Source organism: Sphingomonas sp. P2_B6 (assembly GCF_056404755.1).
The window spans coordinates 1-19,627 of the sequence record NZ_JBFUDK010000016.1 but is presented as its reverse complement, the minus strand read 5'-3'; the positions used below and the strand labels follow the sequence as shown (position 1 = coordinate 19,627).

Here is a 19,627-nt window from a genome sequence, read left to right as displayed (position 1 = left end):
CATTTTCAGGCCGCCACGCTCGCCGAGAACGTATCCGCCGCGCCCTTCAACCCGCTCAGCCGGTCGTCCACTTCGCCGAACTCGCGCCCAAGCGCGTCGATCTCGGTCGCCACGCCTTCGGTGTCCTCGCGGATCGTCGCGATGGTGTTGGACATGGAATCGGCGGCGAGCGCCGTCTCGTCGACGGCCGCCGTGATCGCGGTCACCGTCTGCGCCTGTGCCTCCATCGCAAAGCGGATGCGGTTGGCGCTTTCCTGCACATCGGCGACGGTCGTCCTGATCGAGGCATTGGTCTCGACCGTGGAGCGGGTGGCGGACTGAATCGCGGCGATCTTGCTGGCGATGTCGTCGGTGGCGCGCGCGGTCTGGCTGGCGAGCGACTTCACTTCCTGCGCGACCACGGCGAACCCCCGGCCGGCATCGCCCGCGCGGGCGGCCTCGATCGTGGCGTTGAGCGCGAGCAGATTGGTCTGGCCGGCGATGTCGCGGATCAGCCCGAGGATCGATTCGATCGACTGGGCATGGCCGCTCAAGGTTTCCGACATGCCGACCGCTTCACCCGCCTGGCTGGAGGCGCGCGTCGCGATTTCCGCAGCCGCTTCCACTTCGCTGCGCGCATCCTCGATCGCCCGGATCAGGCCGGCGGCGGTGCGTGCCGCTTCGCGCATCGCGACGGCCGATTGTTCGGCGGCGGCGGCGACTTCGGAGGTCTTGCCGAGCATGCCGCGCGCCGAGGCGGAGGCGCGGTGCGCCTGTACCCGGATGCGATTGCCGAGCGAGGCGGTGCCCTCGATCGACTGGGCGATGCTTTCGCTGAACTGGGCCGAGCGCGCACGGCGTTCCTCGCGCGCCTGCTCCACGTCGCGGGCGCCGAGATGCGACGCCATCACATCGGCTTCGACGAGGCCGAGGCGCTGGATCACGTCGCCGATCTCGCGCAGCCGGCTGGTGTCGTCGCCCATCTTCTCCTCGATCACCTCGAGCGTGCGGCTGTGCGAGAAGCTCAGCGACGACAGCAACGCCTGGAGCGGGATGTTGAGCTTGTGCGATCCGGAGGCGTGCTTGATCGCCATCTGCATCCAGGCGTCGTCGAACGGCCGCTGATATCTGGCGCGGGTATATTCGGCACTCCGGCGTACGCGCCTGGCAAGCTGGTCGGGGTCGAGCAGCGGGCGCAGATGCGCCACCACCGGCAGCGACAGATAATGTTCCCAGAAAGAGGCCGCGATGACCTCCTCGCTGCCCTGGATCAGCCGCGCGATCTCGGCCGCGGCCGGCGCGATCGCCCCGTCCCAGTCATAATTCGCGACATGCTCGGCGACGGAGCGCGAATCGCCGCTCCAGCCCCCTATCGTGCCGTTACCTTCTTGCGCCATTCAGCCATCCTCCCAATGCCCCATCCTCCCGATGCTCATGAGTCTCGGGCTCATGCTGCAACCTTGGCGACGAACTCGCCCGCACTGTTCTTGAGCGTGCCAAGCCTACCATCCAGTGAATCGAATCCCTGGCCGACGCGTTCGATGTCCGATGCGACCATTTCGGTATCCTCGCGGATCGCGGCGATGGTGTTGGACATGGAATCGGCGGCCAGCGCCGTCTCGTCGACCGCGGCGGTGATCGCGGTCACCGTCTGCGCCTGCGCCTCCATCGCGTAGCGGATGCGGTTGGCCGATTCCTGCACGTCGGACACCGTCGCCTTGATCGAGGCATTGGTGTCGACGGTGGAGCGCGTGGCCGACTGGATCGCGGCGATCTTCGCGGCGATGTCGTCGGTCGCGCGCGCCGTCTGGTTGGCCAGGCTCTTCACTTCCTGCGCGACCACCGCGAAGCCGCGACCGGCGTCGCCCGCGCGCGCCGCTTCGATCGTGGCGTTGAGCGCGAGCAGATTGGTCTGGCCCGCGATGTCGCGGATCAGGCTCAGGATCGATTCGATCGACTGGGCATGGTCGGACAGGGTTTCGGACATGCCGACGGCAAGGCCCGCCTGGCCGGAGGCGCGGGTGGCGATCTCGGCGGCGGCCTCGACCTCGGAGCGGGCATCCTCGATCGCGCGGATCAGGCCGGCGGCGGTCCGCGCCGCTTCGCGCATCGCAATGGCCGATTGTTCGGCGGCGGCGGCGACTTCGGAGGTCTTGCCGAGCATGCCGCGCGCCGAAGTGGAGGTGCGCAGCGACTGGCCGCGCAGCGCGCTCGATTCCTGAGTCGCGCTTTCGACCATCTGGGCGATGCCGTCGCGGAACTCGGCGGCCAACCGGTCGCGCCCGCCCTGGGCGAGATGCTCGCGATAGCCATTATAGAGCGCGACGGTGATCTCCCCCTCCAGCGCGGAGAGGCGCATCAGCGTATCGACCAGCACCGGCAGGCAATCGTCGTCGCGGTCGATCTTGCGGGTGACCACGCCGAGCGCGACCCGGTCGCTCGCGTTGATCATCGACAGCAAGGCAAGCGGGGAGACATTGCCGAGAAAGGCGGCGGCGACCGATCGTTCGACCGATTCGATCCAGACGCGGCCGGTCGTGTCGAGGAAACGGTTCCGCAGGAACACGCAGCCCACCTCGATCATCTTCTCGGTCTCGTGCGACGCCCAGACCCGGTCGTCGGCGAAGCAACGTAGCCATTGCTGCCAGTAACCTTCCGAGATCGACCGGATTTCCGGCTCGATCACGCTCCACGCATCGCGACTCGCGCGCGCCAGCGACCCGTCGACATCGAACACGCGCAGCCTGGCCGCGATGTCGACCTGGGCGGCAATCGTGCCGGGGGCGGGCAAGTCACTGGGGGTCAAGGGCGAAACTCCGATAGCTGGCGACCGACCGCCTCGGGGCGGTTCGCACGGGAGTTACGCCGGATAAGATTAAAGGGCGGTTAGGATGTGAGGGCGGATCGGCGCGGTCAGCAGTCCAAAGCGTCATGCCGGACTCGTTCCGGCATCCAACCTCCCGCAGGCGTTGTCGGGGATTTGGAGAGATGGCCTGACAACAAGTGCCGGGGAAGTAGGGTGCTTGGGAGCAGCCTGCTTTTTGAGTCTGAAGGGCGACTCAGGGCGCTCATGATCCGCGAGTGATTCACTTCATACTCCTGATCTGGTGAAATCACCTCGCCGCCACCGACACATCGGCACGGCAAATAGAGGCAAGTAAAGCACCATGAACTCCTCATACCCCTCGCGTAATTTGGTAAGTCGAGCAGCAATCATGTCATGGTCGAGTAGCCCGGCCGAATCCGCGCCTCGCAAGTGCACCCCAAGAACCCGTTCGCACCCTTCAAATAACATCCGCACAGGCGCCAAGAACCACTCGATTTTGCCCCGCTCGCAGGTGGGTCGCGAAATTCAGCGAATAGTTGCCAGTCGGTCGCAACTTAGCGCATTTTCCAACGCCGTTTCTGCCGCGCTACTTGACGCGAACGCTCCCATCCGCTCCGCCGCGCCCGTCCAATCCGCCTTGCATCGCGGCACGCGCGGACTAATACGGCGCCACTGACCGTCCGAGAGGATTTCCCGCCTTGGCTAGCCCACGCAACCCCGCCCGACCAATCTCGCCGCATCTCACGGCGTGGAAATGGGGCGTCCACATGACCGTCTCGATCCTGCACCGCGTGACGGGTGACGGGCTGGCGACGGTCGGCACGATCCTGCTCGTGTGGTGGCTCGCGGCGCTGGCCGGCGGCAAGGAAGCCTATGCGGCCTTCACCGACATCTTCACCGTGGCGGACGGCAAGCTCAACATCATCGGCTATGTTGTCGGCATCGGCCTGACCCTCTCGCTGTTCCAGCACATGGCCAGCGGCATCCGCCATTTCGTGATGGATGCGGGCGCCGGCTTCGAGCTCAGGACCAACCGCACCGGCTCCTGGCTGATCTTCGTCTTCTCGATCACCTTCACCGCCCTGTTCTGGGCCTATCTGCTCGTGGGGAAATAAGATGGGCAACGGTACCGAACTCGGCCGGGTCCGCGGCCTCGGCTCAGCCAAGGAAGGCTCGCATCACTGGTGGAACCAGCGGCTGACCGCCGGCGCCAACCTGTTCCTGATGCTCTGGCTGCTGCTCTCGATCGCACGCCTGCCCAATTATCAATATGAGACGCTGCACGACTGGATCGCCTCGGCCTGGGCCGCGATCCCGATGATCCTGCTGATCGCCTCGGTCTTCTATCATTTCCGCCTGGGGCTTCAGGTGGCGATCGAGGATTATCTCCACGACGAGGCGCGCGTCGCCGCGATGCTCGCCCTCACGTTCTTCACCGTCGCGTCCGCCGCGATCGCCATCTTCTCGATCCTCAGGATCGCCTTTGCCGCCGGAGCGCCAGTCTGATGCCGGAAGCCTATAAGATCATCGACCACACCTATGATGCCGTGGTCGTGGGCGCCGGCGGATCGGGCCTGCGCGCGACCATGGGCATCGCGGAGTCGGGCCTGAAGACGGCCTGCATTACCAAGGTGTTCCCGACGCGCAGCCACACCGTCGCGGCGCAGGGCGGCATCGCCGCCAGCCTGGGCAACAATACGCCGGATCACTGGACCTGGCACATGTTCGACACCGTCAAGGGATCGGACTGGCTCGGCGACCAGGACGCGATCGAATATATGGTGCGTGAGGCGCCTGCGGCCGTCTACGAGCTTGAACATGCCGGCGTGCCGTTCAGCCGCAACGAGAGCGGGACGATCTATCAGCGCCCGTTCGGCGGCCATATGCAGAATATGGGCGAGGGGCCTCCCGTGCAGCGCACCTGCGCCGCGGCCGATCGCACCGGCCACGCCATGCTTCATGCGCTCTACCAGCAGAGCCTGAAATATGACGCGGACTTCTACGTCGAATATTTCGCGCTCGACCTGATCATGGAGAATGGTCAGTGCCGCGGCGTGATCGCGCTCTGTATGGAAGACGGCTCGATCCACCGTTTCCGCAGCCATGCCGTGGTGCTCGCGACGGGCGGCGGCGGCCGCGTCTATCAGTCGGCGACCTCGGCCCATACCTGCACCGGTGACGGCAACGGCATGGCGCTGCGCGCCGGCATCSCGCTGCAGGACATGGAGTTCGTGCARTTCCACCCGACCGGCATCTAYGGCGCGGGCGTGCTCATCACCGAGGGTGCGCGCGGCGAGGGCGGTTATCTCACCAACTCCGAGGGCGAGCGCTTCATGGAGCGCTATGCGCCGTCCGCGAAGGACCTGGCCAGCCGCGACGTGGTCGCGCGCTCGATGGCGATGGAAATGCGCGAGGGCCGCGGCGTCGGCGAGCACAAGGATTATATCTACCTGCACCTCGATCATATCGATCCCAAGGTACTGCACGAGCGCCTGCCGGGCATCACCGAGACGGGCAAGATCTTCGCCGGCGTCGACCTGACGCGCCAGCCGCTGCCGGTCACGCCGACGGTGCATTATAATATGGGCGGCATCCCGACCAATTATCACGGCGAGGTCGTGCATAATAAGGACGGCAATCCCGACACGATCATCCCCGGCCTGTTCGCGGTGGGCGAGGCGGCCTGCGTCTCGGTGCACGGCGCCAACCGGCTCGGCTCCAACTCGCTGATCGATCTCGTCGTGTTCGGCCGCGCGACCGGCCTGCGCCTCAAGGACCAGCTCAAGCCCAACACCCCGCACAATGCGCTGCCCAAGGGCGCGGAGGAGTTCGCGCTCACCCGGCTCGACCATTTCCGCAACGCCAAGGGCGCCGCGCCGACCGCGCAGATCCGTGCCGAGATGCAGCGCACCATGCAGAAGCATTGCGCCGTGTTCCGTGACACCGCGCTGCTGGCCGAGGGCGTCACCAAGATGGACGCGGTCTATTCCAGTTTCGCCGATGTCGGCATCAGCGACCGCTCGCTCATCTGGAACACCGATCTGGTCGAGACGATGGAGCTCGACAATCTGATCGGCCAGGCCGTGGTCACGATCAAGGGCGCGGCCAATCGCAAGGAAAGCCGCGGCGCACACATGCACGAGGACTTCCCGGACCGCGACGACGCGAACTGGATGAAGCACACCGTCGCGACCTTTAACGGCTGGGGCGGCAAGGGCGGCACCACCGAGATCGACTACCGCCCGGTGCACGATTACACGCTCACCGACGACATCGACTATATCAAGCCGAAGAAGCGGGTTTACTGATCCGACCCGGCAATTTGATTCAACATCCGGCTCGACGCTGATAGACGGTTCTCCGCTGTTGTTGACGCGAGGAGCCCGCGGCTGAGACGATGAACTATCGCGGGCGTCTCGTGCTGCTGCTCGGTTGCATTCTCCCGATGCAGATCGTCGCGGCGTGCGCCTCTCCCGTGCCGGATGTCGCCTCGCCGCCGGCGTCTTTATCGGTCGACCCCTTCTACGCGAAATATGTGGATGCGGACGGCATCCCCGTCCTGTCCTCGGCCAAGGTGCCCGATCGCGCGCTGCTGGTGGCCAGGCAGATCATCCAGGGCATGCTCGATCATCGCCCCGATCTCGCCCAGGGGCTGGCCGCCTCGGGCTACCGCGTCGCGATCATGGCGGAGGACGAGAGCACGCTCGACCTGCCCGAGCAGCGCGACTGGAAGAGGCCCGGCCGCGGCGATCCCCGGCTGACCCGCTGCGAGCGCAAGCATTATGACGAGCGCGTCGGCCGCATGACCGACCGTGCCTATTGGAACTACCGCGCCCGCGGCATGGCCGGGAAGCTAACGAGCGGCGCGGTCGAGGATCTGCTCGGCCAGCGCAACTCGCGCTATTACGGCCAGACCATCTTCCTCCACGAATTCTCGCACGACATCCTCCAGGCGATCCGCGCGATCGACCCGGTCCTCTACCGGCAGGTCGATCGTGCCTATCGCGCAGCCCTCAGGGCCGGCCGGTGGAAGGGCGAATATGCCTCGACCACGATCGACGAATATTGGGCGGTGGGCAGCCAGTTCTGGTTCAACTCGGGTCGCATCGTGATCTTCGATGGCCGCCGCATCCTGTCCCATGACGATCTCAAGGCCTATGACCCCGCGCTCTACGCGGCGCTGGGCAGGGCCTATGGCGCGAGCCACCGGATCGAGGGCGATCCCTTCTATCTGAGCGAGGCGCGCATCCCGCCGGGGCCGCTACCGGCCAATACTGCTGAAGTCTGTTGAAGCTGCTATCCGGTCTTTTCGCGTCGACCCGGAACCTCCCGGTCGCGACTCAGTTAGGGGCGCCATGACCGAACCTCGCTATCCGCTCCTCGCCAAGCCGCACATCCGCCTGTCCGGCCCCGTCGATCAATATATGTATCAGAGCTTCCGCCAGCAGCTCGATACCTGTCCGGAGCAAGGCGCGCTGGTCATCGCGATGACCACGCTCGGCGGCGACCCCGAGGTCGCGCGGACCATGGCCGACGATATCCGCCTGCTCGAGGACCATGACGGCCGCGAGATCCTGTTCCTCGGCAAGGTCGCGGTCTATTCGGCCGGCGCGACCTTCATGGCGGCCTTCCCAGTCGATCGCCGCTTCCTCACGCGCCACACGCGGCTGATGATCCATGAGCGGATCATCTCGAAGCAGCTCAACATCAACGGCCCGCTGCGCATGTGCATCGCCAGCCTGAAGGCGACCCTGCATGAGATCGAGCATTCGATCCTGATCGAGGAAGAAGGCTTTCGCGATATCGTGAAGGGTAGCCGGGTCGATTTCGAGGACCTGCGCGAACGTGCGCCCGCCAACTGGTATATCGAGGCGGAAGAAGCGCGCGACCTGGGGCTGGTGCTGGACGTGATCTGAGGGGAGGGACAGGCCTGCACGCGTTCTGCACAACCATTCCTCCCGATCCACTTTGGCGTCCACCCCGGCGCCCCGCTAGCTGAAGGTCTCCTAAAAGGGAGACCATCATGTCCGCACGCCATGCGTCAGAACGCTCGCCCGGGTTCAAGCTGTTGCTGCCGTTCCTGATCGGCACGCTGCTCGCGATCCCGCTCTTCGCCATCTATCTCCTCGTCTATGATCGCCAGACTCAGTCGGAGACCGCCCAGGCATCGATCGCGCAAGGCTGGGGCGGGCCGCAGGCGATCGCCGGGCCGGTGCTCGTCATCCCCTATTCGAAGCAGACGACCGAGACCGTCACCGAGAATGGCAAGCAGGTGACCAGGACCAGCACGAGCTGGCACGACATGACCCTGTCGCCCGATGCGACCAGGCTGAAGACCGATCTCAAGCCCGATCTGCGCCACCGCTCGATCTACGACGTGGTGGTGTTCGAGGCGCGCAACCAGGGCAGCGCACGCTTCACGCTGCCGGCCGACCTCCAGCGTTTCGGTGTCGCGCCGGATGCGCTGGCGCTCGATCGCGCGCAGATCCGCTTCGGCATCAGCGATGCGCGTGGCCTGTTCGGCTCGCCGCCCGCCGTGTCGGTCAACGGCAAGCCCGTCTCGCTCCAGCCGGGCAACGGCATGCGCGAGACGGGCGGATCGGGCTTCTATGCCTGGTTCGATGCGAGCGATCTGCGTGGCCGGCCGATCGGCGTGGCGTTCGATTATGCGGTGCGCGGCAACGGCTCGCTGTCGCTGGTGCCGAACGGCGGCGATACCGCATGGCGCGTGCTGTCGTCCTGGCCCAGCCCGAGCTATCAGGGCGGCTTCCTGCCAGTGCAGAAAAAGCCGTTCGGCAAGGGCTTCGATGCCAGCTGGCGCGTCGGCAACCTCGCGCTGGGCAGTCCGCTCGTCGCCTTCGACCAGGCCTCGGGCGACGCGTCGTCCGCCCAGGCCGCCGGCGAGGGGCGCCGCGCTGGCGAGACGGCCGAGCATGAAGCACGGGTCGACCTGCTCACGCCGGTCGATCTCTACAGCCAGGTCAACCGCTCGGTGAAATACGGCTTTCTGTTCGTCGGTTTCACCTTCCTTGCCTTTCTGATGTTCGACGTGATCGGTGGGGTGCGGGTGTCGGCGATCGAATATGGCCTGGTCGGATCGGGGCTGGTGCTGTTCTTCGTGATGCTGCTCGCCTTTGCCGAAGTGATCGGGTTCACGCCGGCCTATGCGGTGGCGGGCGGCGCGATCGTCGCGCTGCTCACCGCCTATTCGGCCGCGGTGCTGGGCAGCTGGCGGCGAAGTCTGTTCATCGGCGCGCTGATCTCGGCGCTCTACGGCGTGCTCTATGTGCTGCTCAGCCTCGAGGACCTGTCGCTGCTGGTCGGTTCGGTGATGCTGTTCGTGGCGCTTGCCGCGGTGATGTTCCTGACGCGGAACATCGACTGGGGCGGGGCGCCGATCCAGCCAGAAAGGGAAGCGGCCTAGTATTAAAAGCCCCTCCCCTTCAGGGGAGGGGTTGGGGGTGGGGGCCTCCGATTTCCTCCAACTCCAGCATTTGAGGGACTGCCCCACCCCAACCCCTCCCCTGAAGGGGAGGGGCTTGAGAAGGTCAGTTCCGCCAGCGCAAATTGCCCCGGGTCAGCTCCGCCACCGACTTCACCCCCATCAGCTTCATGTCCCGCTCGATCTCCGCCTGCAGCCGCCCAAGCACCCGCTCGACCCCGGGCTGGCCCGCCGCCGCCAGCGCATAGAGATACATCCGTCCGCCCGAGCAGGCCTTGGCCCCGACGCTCAGCGCCTTCAGCACATGGCTGCCGCGGCGGATGCCGCCGTCGCAGATCACGTCGATCCTGTCGCCGACCGCATCGACGATCTCGGCCAGCTGATCGAAGGGCGATCGGCTGCCGTCGAGCTGCCGCCCGCCATGGTTCGACACCATGATCGCCGTCGCGCCGATATCGACCGCGCGCTTCGCGTCCTCGACTGACATGATGCCCTTCAGGCAGAATTCGCCGCCCCATTGCGCGCGCACGCCCTCGGCCGTCTTCCAGTCCATCGACGGATCGAGCATCTTGTTGAAATAGTCGGCGACCGACAGCGCGACATTGGTCCCCTCGGACACATGATCCTTCAGGTTCGATAGCTCGAACTTCTCGCGGAACAGATAATCGAGCGTCCAGCCCGGGTGAGTCGCGAAGCTGATCGCCGAGGCCGGGGTCAGCTTCGGCGGCGAGGTGAAGCCGGTGCGCAGGCAGCGCTCGCGATTACCCGACACGATCGTGTCGACGGTCAGTGCGATGCAATCGAACTTCGCTTCCTTGCACCGTTCGACCAGCGCATGGTTCAGGCCCTTGTCCTTGTGGATATAGAGCTGGAACATCTTGGGTGTGCTGATCGTCCGGCCGATCTCCTCGATGCTGACGGTGCCGAGGCTCGAAATGCCGAAATAGGTCCCGAACTTCTCGGCCGCGCGCGCGACGCCGCGCTCGCCATGCCAGTGGAACAGGCGCTGCAAGGCGGTAGGCGACAGGAACAACGGCATGTCGATCTTGCGGCCCATGACCGTGGTGCTCATGTCGATCGTCTCGACGCCGGCGAGGACGCTCGGCACCAGGTCGCACGACTCGAACGCCTCGGTGTTGCGCCGCTTGGTCGCCTCGTCGTCGGCCGCGCCGTCGATATAGTGATACACTGGGCCGGGCAGGCGCTTGCGGGCGAGGGTGCGGAAATCCTCGACATTGTGGCAATCGCTCAGTCTCATATTTTGCCCCGTTTGGTCATATGCTGGACTTCGCCCTACGATTCTTGCCCGGCGCCCGCAACGCCGGCGATGATGCCTGCTCCGTCGCGGAATTTGCAATCATGCGGTGATCCGACGCCGCGGACCGCGCCAAAGGGTTGCACGCGCGCGCCGAAAGGCATAGCCGCTTTCCGCGACGCACCATTTCGTTTCCGCCGGAGACTTTCAGGCATGGCCGAATTCAGACTGCCCCCGAACAGCCGACCCAAAAAGGGCGGCAAGGTCCACAAGGCAGCCGCCGAGGCAAAGCGGGTCAAGAGCTTCAAGATCTATCGCTACGATCCCGATGCCGGCGAGAACCCGCATTACGACATTTTCGAGATCGATCTCGACAATTGCGGCCCGATGGTGCTCGACGCGCTGATCAAGATGAAGTCGGAGCAGGACAGCTCGCTGACCTTCCGCCGCTCCTGCCGCGAGGGCATTTGCGGGTCGTGCTCGATGAACATCGACGGCAAGAACGGCCTCGCCTGCACCACCGCGATCGAGGACGTGAAAGGCGATATCCGCATCACGCCGCTGCCGCATATGGAAGTGATCAAGGACCTCGTTCCCGATTTCACGCATTTCTACGCGCAATATTCCTCGATCAAGCCATGGCTGCAGACCGTCACGCCGCCGCCCTCGGGCAAGGAGCGGCTGCAGTCGCCGGCCGATCGCGAGAAGCTGGACGGCCTGTACGAGTGCATCCTGTGCGCCTGCTGCTCCACTGCCTGCCCGAGCTATTGGTGGAACAGCGACAAGTTCCTCGGCCCCGCGATCCTGTTGCAGGCCTATCGCTGGCTCGCCGACAGCCGCGACGAGATGACCGGCGAACGACTCGACGAGCTGGAGGATCCGTTCCGCCTCTATCGCTGCCACACGATCATGAACTGCGCGAATGTCTGCCCCAAGGGTCTCAACCCGGCCAAGGCCATCGCCGAGATCAAGAAGATGGAAGCAGAGCGAGTCGTCTGAGGCTCGTCGCGTGACCGAACCCAGCGCGCCCGCTACCTTCCTCTACGAGGAGGACCCGGATCATCCCGGCTGGATGCGGTGGGGCTTCACTGATCCATCGCGCTACAACAGCTTTCTCGGCCCGATGATGGTGCGGGTCGAGGGCGGCATCGCCCGCGTCCGCATGACGCCGGAGCGGCGCCATTCCAATCTGCGCGACAGCGTGCATGGCGGCGCGATGCTCGGCTTCATCGATGTCGCGCTGTTCGCTGCCTCGCGCAGCTTCGGGCTGATCACCGCGGGGTCGGCGGTGACGCTCGACCTTTCGACTCAGTTCATCGGCGGCGGCCGCATCGGCGAGCCGCTGGAGGCGCAGGTCGAACTGCTGCGCGAGACCGGGCGGCTGCTGTTCCTGCGCGGCCTCGTTGTGCAGGACGAGGACAAGGTCGCGAGCTTCTCCGCCACGATCCGCAAATCGGCCCGGGTCGCCGCGCCACCGGCCGAGGCCTGAGAATTTGCCCAACGTCCTTTCCCGCTACGAAGCGCTGATCGCCGCCGGCGAGCTCCGGCCCGATCCCGAACAGGAGGAAGCGGCACGCCGCCTCGACGCATTGGCGACCGAACTCGAGGCAGCGCCGAAGCGCGGCTCGGTGCTGTGGCGCGCGCTGGGCCGACGGCCCGAGGCGCCGGCGGGCATCTATCTCTGGGGTGGGGTCGGTCGCGGCAAGTCGATGCTGATGGATCTGTTCTTCGGATGCATCAACATGCGGCGGAAGCGGCGCATCCATTTCCTCGAATTCATGCTCGACGTCCATGCGCGGCTGCGCGTCGAGCGCGAGAAGGAAGTCGGCGATCCGATCCTCCCCGTCGCCGCCGCGATCGCCGAGGAAGTGAAGGTGCTCTGCTTCGACGAGATCATGGTCACCAACAGCCCCGACGCGATGATCCTGTCGCGGCTGTTCACTGAGCTGCTGCGCCACGGCGTGACGGTGGTGATGACCTCCAACCGCCCGCCGACCGATCTCTACAAGGACGGCCTCAACCGCGAGCATTTCCTGCCCTTCATCGATCTGATCCAGAGCCGCATGCAGGTGCTCGCGCTCAACGGGCCGGTCGATTACCGCCGCGACCGGCTCGGCCAGGTCGAGACCTGGCTGGTGCCCAACGGGCCCGAGGCGACCGCCCAGCTTTCCGCCGCCTTTTTCCGCCTGACCGACTATCCGCCCGAGGACCGCGACCATGTGCCCTCGGAGGAATTGCCGGTCGGCGGCGGGCGCACCTTGCATGTGCCCAAGAGCCTGAAGGGCGTCGCGGTCTTCTCGTTCAAGCGGCTGTGCGGCGAGGCGCGCGGCTCGGCCGATTATCTCGCGGTCGCGCGGCGTTTCCACACCATCATCCTGGTCGGCATCCCGCGGCTCGGGCCGGAGAACCGCAACGAGGCGGCGCGTTTCGTCCAGCTGATCGACGCGTTGTACGAGCACAAGGTGAAGCTGCTCGCCGCTGCCGATGCGCCGCCGGGCGAGCTGTACGAGAAGGGTGACGGCCGTTTCGAGTTCGAGCGCACGATCAGCCGGCTCGAGGAAATGCGCTCCGACGACTATCTCGAACTGGGTCACGGCGCGAACTGACCTTCGCCATCGCCCGACCATTTGCTATCGTGCCGCGGCCGGCCATGGAGGGAAGAAGATGCTCGTCACCACCACCGAGAATGTCCCGGGCCATACCGTACTCAAGACGCTGGGTCAGGCATTCGGCGTCGTCGTCCGCAGCCGCGGCATCGGCGGCAACATCACCGCCAGCCTGCGCTCGATCGTCGGCGGCGAAATTCCCGAATATACCCGGCTGGTCGAGGATACGCGGCGCCATGCGATCGACCGCCTTGTCGCCAACGCCGCGCTGATGGGCGCGAACGCCGTCGTCATGATGCGTTTCGACTCGGGCGAGATCGCCCAGGCGATGAACGAGGTGGTCGCGTACGGCACCGCCGTCATTCTCGATCCCGCGCCCGAATGATGCTGCGTACCTTCGTCCTGGTGATCGCGATGCTGTTGTTCACCGCGGCGGTGATCGGCGCGGTGATCGATCCGGCGGTGTGGCCGACGCTGATCGCCGCGACCGTCGTGCTTGTCGGCATCATGCTCGAACGCCGCCGGTACGGCGCTTCGCAGGCGAAACCGATCGGCGGCGGGTGGCGCGAGACGTCCGAACGTTTCGTCGACGACGCCAGCGGTCGTCCCGTGACGGTATGGTATAATGACGCGACCGGCGAGCGTCGCTACGTCGATCCCGAAGGCGATCCACGCAGCTAAATGCAGTTGCGAATTAATTGCAATAAGTTGGCGAAAATATAGGCTATTAGCGGTTGCCCCTACGGCGAAACGCGCCTAAGCCGCCGCCCAGTTCGCCGCGCGCGCGGCTTTATCATTGCCGAAAGGACGAGGAATGGCCCGCAAGAAGATCGCGTTGATCGGTGCCGGTAACATCGGCGGCACGCTTGCTCATCTCGCAGCACTGAAGGGCCTGGGCGACATCGTCCTGTTCGACGTGGTCGAGGGCGTGCCCCAGGGCAAGGCGCTGGATCTCAGCCAGTGCTCGCCGGTCGAAGGCTTCGACGCCAAGATCACCGGCACGAACGATTACGCCGACATCGCGGGCGCGGACGTCATCATCGTCACCGCCGGTGTCGCCCGCAAGCCGGGCATGAGCCGCGACGACCTGCTCGGCATCAAYCTSAAGGTCATGAAGGCCGTGGGCGAGGGCATCGCCGCCAACGCGCCCGACGCTTTCGTCATCTGCATCACCAACCCGCTCGATGCGATGGTCTGGGCGCTGCGCGAATTCTCGGGTCTCCCGCACCAGAAGGTCGTCGGCATGGCCGGCGTGCTSGACAGCKCSCGCTTCMGCYAYTTCCTCGCYGAAGAGTTCAAGGTCTCGGTCRAGGACGTCACCTCCTTCGTGCTCGGCGGCCACGGTGACACGATGGTCCCGGTGATCAGCTACTCGACCGTCTCGGGCATTCCGGTTCCCGACCTGATCGAGATGGGCTTCTCGACGCAGGAGCGCATCGACGCGATCGTCGCGCGCACCCGGTCGGGCGGCGGCGAGATCGTCGCGCTGCTCAAGACCGGCTCGGCCTATTATGCCCCCGCCACCTCGGCGATCTCCATGGCGGAGGCCTATCTCTACGACCAGAAGCGCCTGCTCCCGGCGGCGGTCCATCTGACCGGCCAGTACGGCGTCGACAATCTCTATGTCGGCGTGCCGGTGGTCATCGGTGCCGGCGGCGTCGAGAAGGTGGTCGAGATCAAGCTCGACGAAGAGGCCAAGAAGAATCTCGACGTCTCGGTCGAGGCGGTCAAGGAATTGCTGGTGGCGTGCAAGGCGATCGACGGAAGCCTGGCCTGAGCCAAGAATAGCTGTTCCCCGGCGAAGGCCGGGGCCCAGTTGGGAGAACCCTGGAGGTGGAGAAGGCCGGCTTCGTCTACATCATGGCGAGTGGCAGAAACGGCACGATCTATCTCGGCGTAACGAGCGACCTTCCCAAGCGAGTCTGGGAGCATCGCAACGATCTCGTCGACGGGTTCACGAAGAAATATCAGTGTCACACGCTTGTCTGGTACCAAGCTTACGACACCATCGAAGAAGCGCGGCAGCGAGAGCTGCAAATGAAGGAGTGGAAGCGGGCCTGGAAATTGCGGGAGATCGAAGGGCTGAATCCCGACTGGGATGATCTGTTCGAGACGATCGCATGAACCATGACCGCTTTCCCAACTGGGCCCCGGCCTTCGCCGGGGAACAATGAGGAAGAGAATAGAATGGCAATCCTCGTCGACAAGAACACCAGGGTCATCACCCAGGGCATGACCGGTGAGACCGGCACGTTCCACACCCAGCAGGCGCTGGCTTATGGCACGCAGATGGTCGGCGGCGTGACGCCGGGCAAGGGCGGCACCGAGCATATCGGCCTGCCGGTCTATGACACCGTTGCCGAGGCCGTTGCGAAGACCGGCGCGACCGCGTCCGTCATCTATGTGCCGCCGCCCTTCGCGGCCGACTCGATCCTCGAGGCGATCGACGCCGAAGTGCCGCTGATCGTCACCATCACGGAGGGCATTCCGGTGCTCGACATGGTCAAGGTGAAGCGCGCGCTCAGCGGCTCCAAGTCGCGCCTGATCGGTCCGAACTGCCCGGGCGTGCTGACCCCCGGCCAGTGCAAGATCGGCATCATGCCCGGCAGCATCTTCAAGCAGGGCTCGGTGGGCGTTGTAAGCCGCTCCGGCACGCTTACCTATGAAGCCGTCTTCCAGACGTCGAATGCGGGCCTCGGCCAGACGACCGCGGTCGGCATCGGTGGCGATCCGGTCAACGGCACGAACTTCATCGACGTGCTCGAACTCTTCCTCGCCGACGACGAGACCAAGTCGATCATCATGATCGGCGAGATCGGCGGCTCGGCCGAAGAGGAAGCCGCGCAGTTCCTCCGCGACGAGGCCAAGCGCGGGCGGAAGAAGCCGATGGCCGGTTTCATCGCGGGCCGCACGGCGCCTCCGGGTCGCCGCATGGGCCATGCCGGCGCGATCGTGTCGGGCGGCCAGGGCGGCGCCGAGGACAAGATCGCGGCGATGGAAGCGGCAGGGATCAAGGTAGCGGACAGCCCGTCCGAACTGGGCACGACGCTGCTGTCGGTGTTGAAGGGTTAACCAGGCCCCGCCTCGGGCGGGGACAAAGCAGCATCACCTCCCCAGGGATGCGCCGAGGAACAGCCAATGGGCTACGAAGGCCAGGATTTCGCTGACATCGCCGGGGGCGTGAGCCCGGCGTTCATCGATGCGCTCTACGCGCGGTACAAAGTGTCTCCGGACAGCGTCGAGCCGGGCTGGCGCGGCTTTTTCGAAGGCCTTGAGGGCAATGCGACCGGCCCGAGCTGGAGCCAGTCCAACTGGCCGCTCAGCTCGACCGACGATCTGACCGCGGCGCTCGACCCGACCCAGATGGAGCCGGCGCCCAAGCCCGCCAAGGGCGGCGCCAAGCCTGCCGCGGCACCGGCCGCGCCCGCGCCCTCGCAGGACGACATCGTCCGTGCCGCCGCGGATTCGATCCGTGCGATGCTGCTGATCCGCACCTATCGCGTGCGCGGCCATCTTGCCGCCAATCTCGATCCGCTCGGCCTGTCCAAGCGCGAGATGCCGGCCGATCTCACCACTGAATATCACGGTTTTTCCGACACCGATCTCGACCGCCCGGTCTATCTCGGCGGCACCATGGGCCTGCAATGGGCGACGGTGCGGGAGCTCGTCGGCATTCTGCGCGCGAATTACTGCGGCAATGTCGGCCTCGAATATATGCACATCTCGGACGTGGAGGAGCGCCGCTTCCTCCAGGAACGGATGGAAGGCAAGGACAAGGCGATCGAGTTCAGCCCGCTGGGCAAGAAGGCGATCCTCAACAAGGTGATCGAAGCCGAGCAGTGGGAGAAATTCTGCGGCCGCAAATATGTCGGGACCAAGCGTTTCGGCCTGGACGGCGGCGAGAGCATGATCCCGGCGCTGGAAAGCGTCATCAAATATGGCGGTCAGTTCGGCGTGCGCGAGATCGTGTTCGGCATGGCGCATCGCGGCCGTCTGAACGTGCTGTCCAACGTGATGGCCAAGCCGTTCCGCATCATCTTTCATGAATTCGGCGGTGGCTCCGACAATCCCGACGACGTGGCCGGTTCGGGCGACGTGAAATACCATCTCGGCACCTCGACCGACCGCGAGTTCGACGGGATCAGCGTGCATATGTCGCTGGTCGCCAACCCTTCGCATCTCGAGGCCGAGGATCCCGTCGTGCTGGGCAAGGTCCGTGCGATCCAGACGATCGCCGGCGACCTGAAGGAGCACAAGGCGTCGCTGCCGGTGCTGATTCACGGCGACGCGGCGTTTGCGGGCCAGGGCATCGTGTGGGAATGCCTCGGCTTCTCCGGCATCCGCGGTTACAATACCGGCGGCTGCATCCATTTCGTCATCAACAACCAGATCGGCTTCACGACCAGCCCGCAATTCGCGCGCTCGTCGCCCTATCCGTCGGATGTGGCGAAGGGCGTCCAGGCGCCGATCTTCCACGTCAATGGCGACGATCCCGAGGCGGTGACCTTCGCCACCAAGATGGCGATCGAGTTCCGCCAGCGCTTCCACCGCGACATCGTGATCGACATGTGGTGCTATCGCCGCTTCGGCCATAACGAGGGCGACGAGCCGAGCTTCACCCAGCCGCTGATGTACGATCGCATCCGTGCGCATCCGCCGGTCAGCGAAATCTATGGGACCAAGCTGATCGAGCAGGGCGTGATCGATCGCGCCTGGATCGACGACAATATCGCGACCTTCACCACCCTGCTCGAAGGCGAGTTCGAGGCGGGCGCGAGCTACAAGCCGAACAAGGCGGACTGGTTCGCCGGACGCTGGTCGGGCCTGCATGCGCCGGCCGATGCCGAGAGCGCGCGCCGCAATGTCGAGACCGGGATCGAACCCAAGCTGTTCGACTCGCTCGGCCGCACGCTGACCACGGTTCCCGACGACCTGACCATCCACAAGACGCTCGGCCGCGTGATCGACGCCAAGCGCGAGATGTTCAAATCGGGCGCCAATTTCGATTGGGCGACGGGCGAGGCGCTCGCTTACGGCTCGCTGCTGTCGGAAGGCTATGGCGTCCGCCTCTCGGGGCAGGATTCGGGCCGCGGCACTTTCTCGCAGCGCCACGCGGTGTGGATCGACCAGAAGGACGAGCACAAATATCTGCCGCTCGCGCAGCTCGAGCATGGCCGTTTCGAGGTGCTGGACAGCCCCTTGAGCGAATATGGCGTGCTCGGCTTCGAATATGGCTATGCGCTGGCCGACCCGAAGACTCTGGTGCTGTGGGAGGCGCAGTTCGGCGACTTCATGAACGGCGCGCAGATCATGATCGATCAGTTCATCGCGTCGGGCGAGGCCAAGTGGCTGCGCGCCAACGGCCTGGTGATGCTGCTGCCGCACGGGTACGAGGGCCAGGGTCCGGAGCATAGCTCGGCACGCGTCGAGCGTTTCCTGCAGCTGTGCGCGCAGGACAATATGCAGGTCGCGAACTGCACCACGCCGGCSAAYTAYTTCCACCTCCTGCGCCGGCAGATGCATCGCAGCTTCCGCAAGCCGCTGATCMTSWTSACGCCSAAGTCGCTGCTGCGCCACAAGCKGGCRGTATCGAGCGCGGCCGATTTCCAGGGCGACAGCCACTTCATGCGGCTTTTGTCCGATCCTTCGGCGCCGGCGGACCTGGACGTACGACGACTCGTGCTGTGCACCGGCAAGGTCGCTTATGACCTGATGGAGGCGCGTGATGCGGCCGGCGACAAGAACACCGCGATCGTCCGGGTCGAGCAGCTCTATCCTTTCCCGAGCGAGCCGCTGACCGCGCGCCTGCAGAAGCTGCCCAATCTCGAAGAAGTGGTCTGGGCGCAGGAAGAGCCGAAGAACAACGGCGCGTGGAGCTTCGTCGAGCCGTTCATCGAGGAATGCCTGGTCGGGGCCGGGGTCAAGCCGGTGCGCGCGCGCTATGCCGGCCGCGCCGCCGCCGCATCGCCGGCGACCGGCCTGATGAAGCGTCACCAGATGGAACAGGCCGCGCTCGTCGCTGACGCGCTCGGCCATAATGTCCGCGAAGAAATCCGCCGCACGCGGAAGAGCTGAAGCATTGGGGCTGTTCCCCGGCGAAGGCCGGGGCCCAGTCGGGAAACGGATGTGATGACTCGCGGCGCTCGCCAATGATCGCTGCGTAACTGGGCCCCGGCCTTCGCCGGGGAACAAGGGAAGTAAGAGATGGCAACCGAAGTAAAAGTGCCCGTCCTGGGCGAATCGATCACTGAGGCAACGCTCGGCGAATGGCTCAAGCAGCCCGGCGATGCCGTGGCGATGGATGAGCCGATCGCCAGCCTGGAGACCGACAAGGTCTCGGTCGAGGTGCCGAGCCCCGTCGCCGGCGTCATGGGGGAGCAGGCGGTGAAGGTCGGCGATACCGTCCAGGTCGGTGCGATGATCGCGACGATCGACGCTGGCGCGGGCGCTCCCAAGGCCGCCGAGGCGCCGCAGCCTGCCGTGACCGCGGCACCTGCTGGTGACCGCGGCACCTGCTG

Annotated in this window: 19 protein-coding genes; 16 read left to right on the top strand and 3 right to left on the bottom strand. The window is 65.4% G+C overall.

Annotated elements, in window-relative coordinates:
• Window positions 1-5 precede the first annotated feature (5 nt).
• Both AC1DX5_RS19330 and AC1DX5_RS19325 read right to left on the bottom strand, forming a co-directional pair.
• Window positions 6-1,376: a methyl-accepting chemotaxis protein gene (locus tag AC1DX5_RS19330; RefSeq protein ID WP_478016845.1), complete on the bottom strand. Its 1,371-nt coding sequence runs from the start codon at window positions 1,374-1,376 to the stop codon at window positions 6-8.
• Window positions 1,377-1,426: 50 nt separating this feature from the next.
• Window positions 1,427-2,770, bottom strand: coding sequence for a methyl-accepting chemotaxis protein (locus AC1DX5_RS19325; RefSeq protein ID WP_478016959.1), 1,344 nt, complete (start codon window positions 2,768-2,770; stop codon window positions 1,427-1,429).
• A 734-nt stretch (window positions 2,771-3,504) separates the two neighbouring features.
• On the opposite strand from AC1DX5_RS19325, the gene sdhC reads away from it, so the two are divergent.
• The 6 genes from sdhC to creD all read left to right on the top strand — a co-directional run bounded on the left by sdhC (window position 3,505) and on the right by creD (window position 9,230).
• Window positions 3,505-3,921 carry a succinate dehydrogenase, cytochrome b556 subunit gene (gene sdhC, locus AC1DX5_RS19320; protein ID WP_478016843.1) on the top strand — a complete coding sequence of 139 codons (417 nt, stop codon included), beginning with the start codon at window positions 3,505-3,507 and terminating at the stop codon, window positions 3,919-3,921.
• 1 nt (window position 3,922) lies between these two features.
• A complete protein-coding gene (sdhD, locus tag AC1DX5_RS19315; protein ID WP_465170240.1) occupies window positions 3,923-4,312 on the top strand; it encodes a succinate dehydrogenase, hydrophobic membrane anchor protein in 390 nt (129 codons plus the stop codon).
• On the top strand, window positions 4,312-6,114 hold the full coding sequence (gene sdhA / locus AC1DX5_RS19310; protein ID WP_478016842.1) for a succinate dehydrogenase flavoprotein subunit: 1,803 nt from the start codon (window positions 4,312-4,314) through the stop codon (window positions 6,112-6,114). The genes sdhD and sdhA overlap by 1 nt, the downstream gene beginning before the upstream one ends.
• An 89-nt stretch (window positions 6,115-6,203) precedes the next feature.
• Complete coding sequence (locus AC1DX5_RS19305) at window positions 6,204-7,097, top strand: glycoside hydrolase (protein WP_478016840.1); 894 nt, start codon at window positions 6,204-6,206, stop codon at window positions 7,095-7,097.
• Between the two features lie 64 nt (window positions 7,098-7,161).
• Complete coding sequence (locus AC1DX5_RS19300) at window positions 7,162-7,722, top strand: ATP-dependent Clp protease proteolytic subunit (protein ID WP_465170237.1); 561 nt, start codon at window positions 7,162-7,164, stop codon at window positions 7,720-7,722.
• A gap of 107 nt (window positions 7,723-7,829) precedes the next feature.
• Complete coding sequence (gene creD / locus AC1DX5_RS19295) at window positions 7,830-9,230, top strand: cell envelope integrity protein CreD (RefSeq protein ID WP_465174503.1); 1,401 nt, start codon at window positions 7,830-7,832, stop codon at window positions 9,228-9,230.
• 124 nt (window positions 9,231-9,354) lie between these two features.
• On the opposite strand, the gene AC1DX5_RS19290 is transcribed toward creD, so the two are convergent.
• Entirely contained in the window at window positions 9,355-10,506 is a 1,152-nt protein-coding gene (locus AC1DX5_RS19290; protein ID WP_478016839.1) for an alpha-hydroxy acid oxidase, read from the bottom strand.
• 210 nt (window positions 10,507-10,716) lie between these two features.
• On the opposite strand from AC1DX5_RS19290, the gene AC1DX5_RS19285 reads away from it, so the two are divergent.
• From AC1DX5_RS19285 to AC1DX5_RS19240, 10 genes are all read left to right on the top strand, one after another.
• Window positions 10,717-11,502, top strand: a complete 786-nt coding sequence (locus AC1DX5_RS19285) for a succinate dehydrogenase iron-sulfur subunit (RefSeq protein ID WP_465170234.1) — start codon at window positions 10,717-10,719, stop codon at window positions 11,500-11,502.
• Window positions 11,503-11,512: 10 nt separating this feature from the next.
• On the top strand, window positions 11,513-11,992 hold the full coding sequence (locus tag AC1DX5_RS19280; protein WP_478016837.1) for a PaaI family thioesterase: 480 nt from the start codon (window positions 11,513-11,515) through the stop codon (window positions 11,990-11,992).
• A 4-nt stretch (window positions 11,993-11,996) separates the two neighbouring features.
• On the top strand, window positions 11,997-13,109 hold the full coding sequence (gene zapE / locus AC1DX5_RS19275; RefSeq protein WP_478016835.1) for a cell division protein ZapE: 1,113 nt from the start codon (window positions 11,997-11,999) through the stop codon (window positions 13,107-13,109).
• Window positions 13,110-13,167: 58 nt separating this feature from the next.
• Complete coding sequence (locus AC1DX5_RS19270; protein WP_465170232.1) at window positions 13,168-13,494, top strand: YbjQ family protein; 327 nt, start codon at window positions 13,168-13,170, stop codon at window positions 13,492-13,494.
• On the top strand, window positions 13,491-13,790 hold the full coding sequence (locus AC1DX5_RS19265; protein WP_478016833.1) for a hypothetical protein: 300 nt from the start codon (window positions 13,491-13,493) through the stop codon (window positions 13,788-13,790). The genes AC1DX5_RS19270 and AC1DX5_RS19265 overlap by 4 nt, the downstream gene beginning before the upstream one ends.
• Window positions 13,791-13,923: 133 nt before the next feature.
• Window positions 13,924-14,886 carry a malate dehydrogenase gene (gene mdh / locus AC1DX5_RS19260; RefSeq protein WP_478016831.1) on the top strand — a complete coding sequence of 321 codons (963 nt, stop codon included), beginning with the start codon at window positions 13,924-13,926 and terminating at the stop codon, window positions 14,884-14,886.
• 56 nt (window positions 14,887-14,942) lie between these two features.
• Entirely contained in the window at window positions 14,943-15,233 is a 291-nt protein-coding gene (locus AC1DX5_RS19255) for a GIY-YIG nuclease family protein (protein ID WP_478016829.1), read from the top strand.
• Between the two features lie 63 nt (window positions 15,234-15,296).
• On the top strand, window positions 15,297-16,181 hold the full coding sequence (gene sucD / locus AC1DX5_RS19250) for a succinate--CoA ligase subunit alpha (protein ID WP_478016827.1): 885 nt from the start codon (window positions 15,297-15,299) through the stop codon (window positions 16,179-16,181).
• A gap of 66 nt (window positions 16,182-16,247) precedes the next feature.
• A complete protein-coding gene (locus AC1DX5_RS19245; RefSeq protein WP_478016825.1) occupies window positions 16,248-19,184 on the top strand; it encodes a 2-oxoglutarate dehydrogenase E1 component in 2,937 nt (978 codons plus the stop codon).
• Between the two features lie 129 nt (window positions 19,185-19,313).
• Window positions 19,314-19,627, top strand: a 314-nt coding sequence (locus tag AC1DX5_RS19240; RefSeq protein WP_478016822.1) for a biotin/lipoyl-containing protein, incomplete at its 3' end; no start/stop codon positions are given.

Bases quoted from the DNA above. Each gene is read 5' to 3' on its own strand.
- sucD (WP_478016827.1), top strand. From the start codon at position 15,297: ATGGCAATCCTCGTCGACAAGAACACCAGGGTCATCACCCAGGGCATG.
- AC1DX5_RS19270 (WP_465170232.1), top strand. From the start codon at position 13,168: ATGCTCGTCACCACCACCGAGAATGTCCCGGGCCATACCGTACTCAAG.
- AC1DX5_RS19330 (WP_478016845.1), bottom strand. From the start codon at position 1,376: ATGGCGCAAGAAGGTAACGGCACGATAGGGGGCTGGAGCGGCGATTCG.
- sdhD (WP_465170240.1), top strand. From the start codon at position 3,923: ATGGGCAACGGTACCGAACTCGGCCGGGTCCGCGGCCTCGGCTCAGCC.
- AC1DX5_RS19290 (WP_478016839.1), bottom strand. From the start codon at position 10,506: ATGAGACTGAGCGATTGCCACAATGTCGAGGATTTCCGCACCCTCGCC.
- creD (WP_465174503.1), top strand. From the start codon at position 7,830: ATGTCCGCACGCCATGCGTCAGAACGCTCGCCCGGGTTCAAGCTGTTG.
- AC1DX5_RS19265 (WP_478016833.1), top strand. From the start codon at position 13,491: ATGATGCTGCGTACCTTCGTCCTGGTGATCGCGATGCTGTTGTTCACC.
- AC1DX5_RS19300 (WP_465170237.1), top strand. From the start codon at position 7,162: ATGACCGAACCTCGCTATCCGCTCCTCGCCAAGCCGCACATCCGCCTG.
- AC1DX5_RS19285 (WP_465170234.1), top strand. From the start codon at position 10,717: ATGGCCGAATTCAGACTGCCCCCGAACAGCCGACCCAAAAAGGGCGGC.
- AC1DX5_RS19305 (WP_478016840.1), top strand. From the start codon at position 6,204: ATGAACTATCGCGGGCGTCTCGTGCTGCTGCTCGGTTGCATTCTCCCG.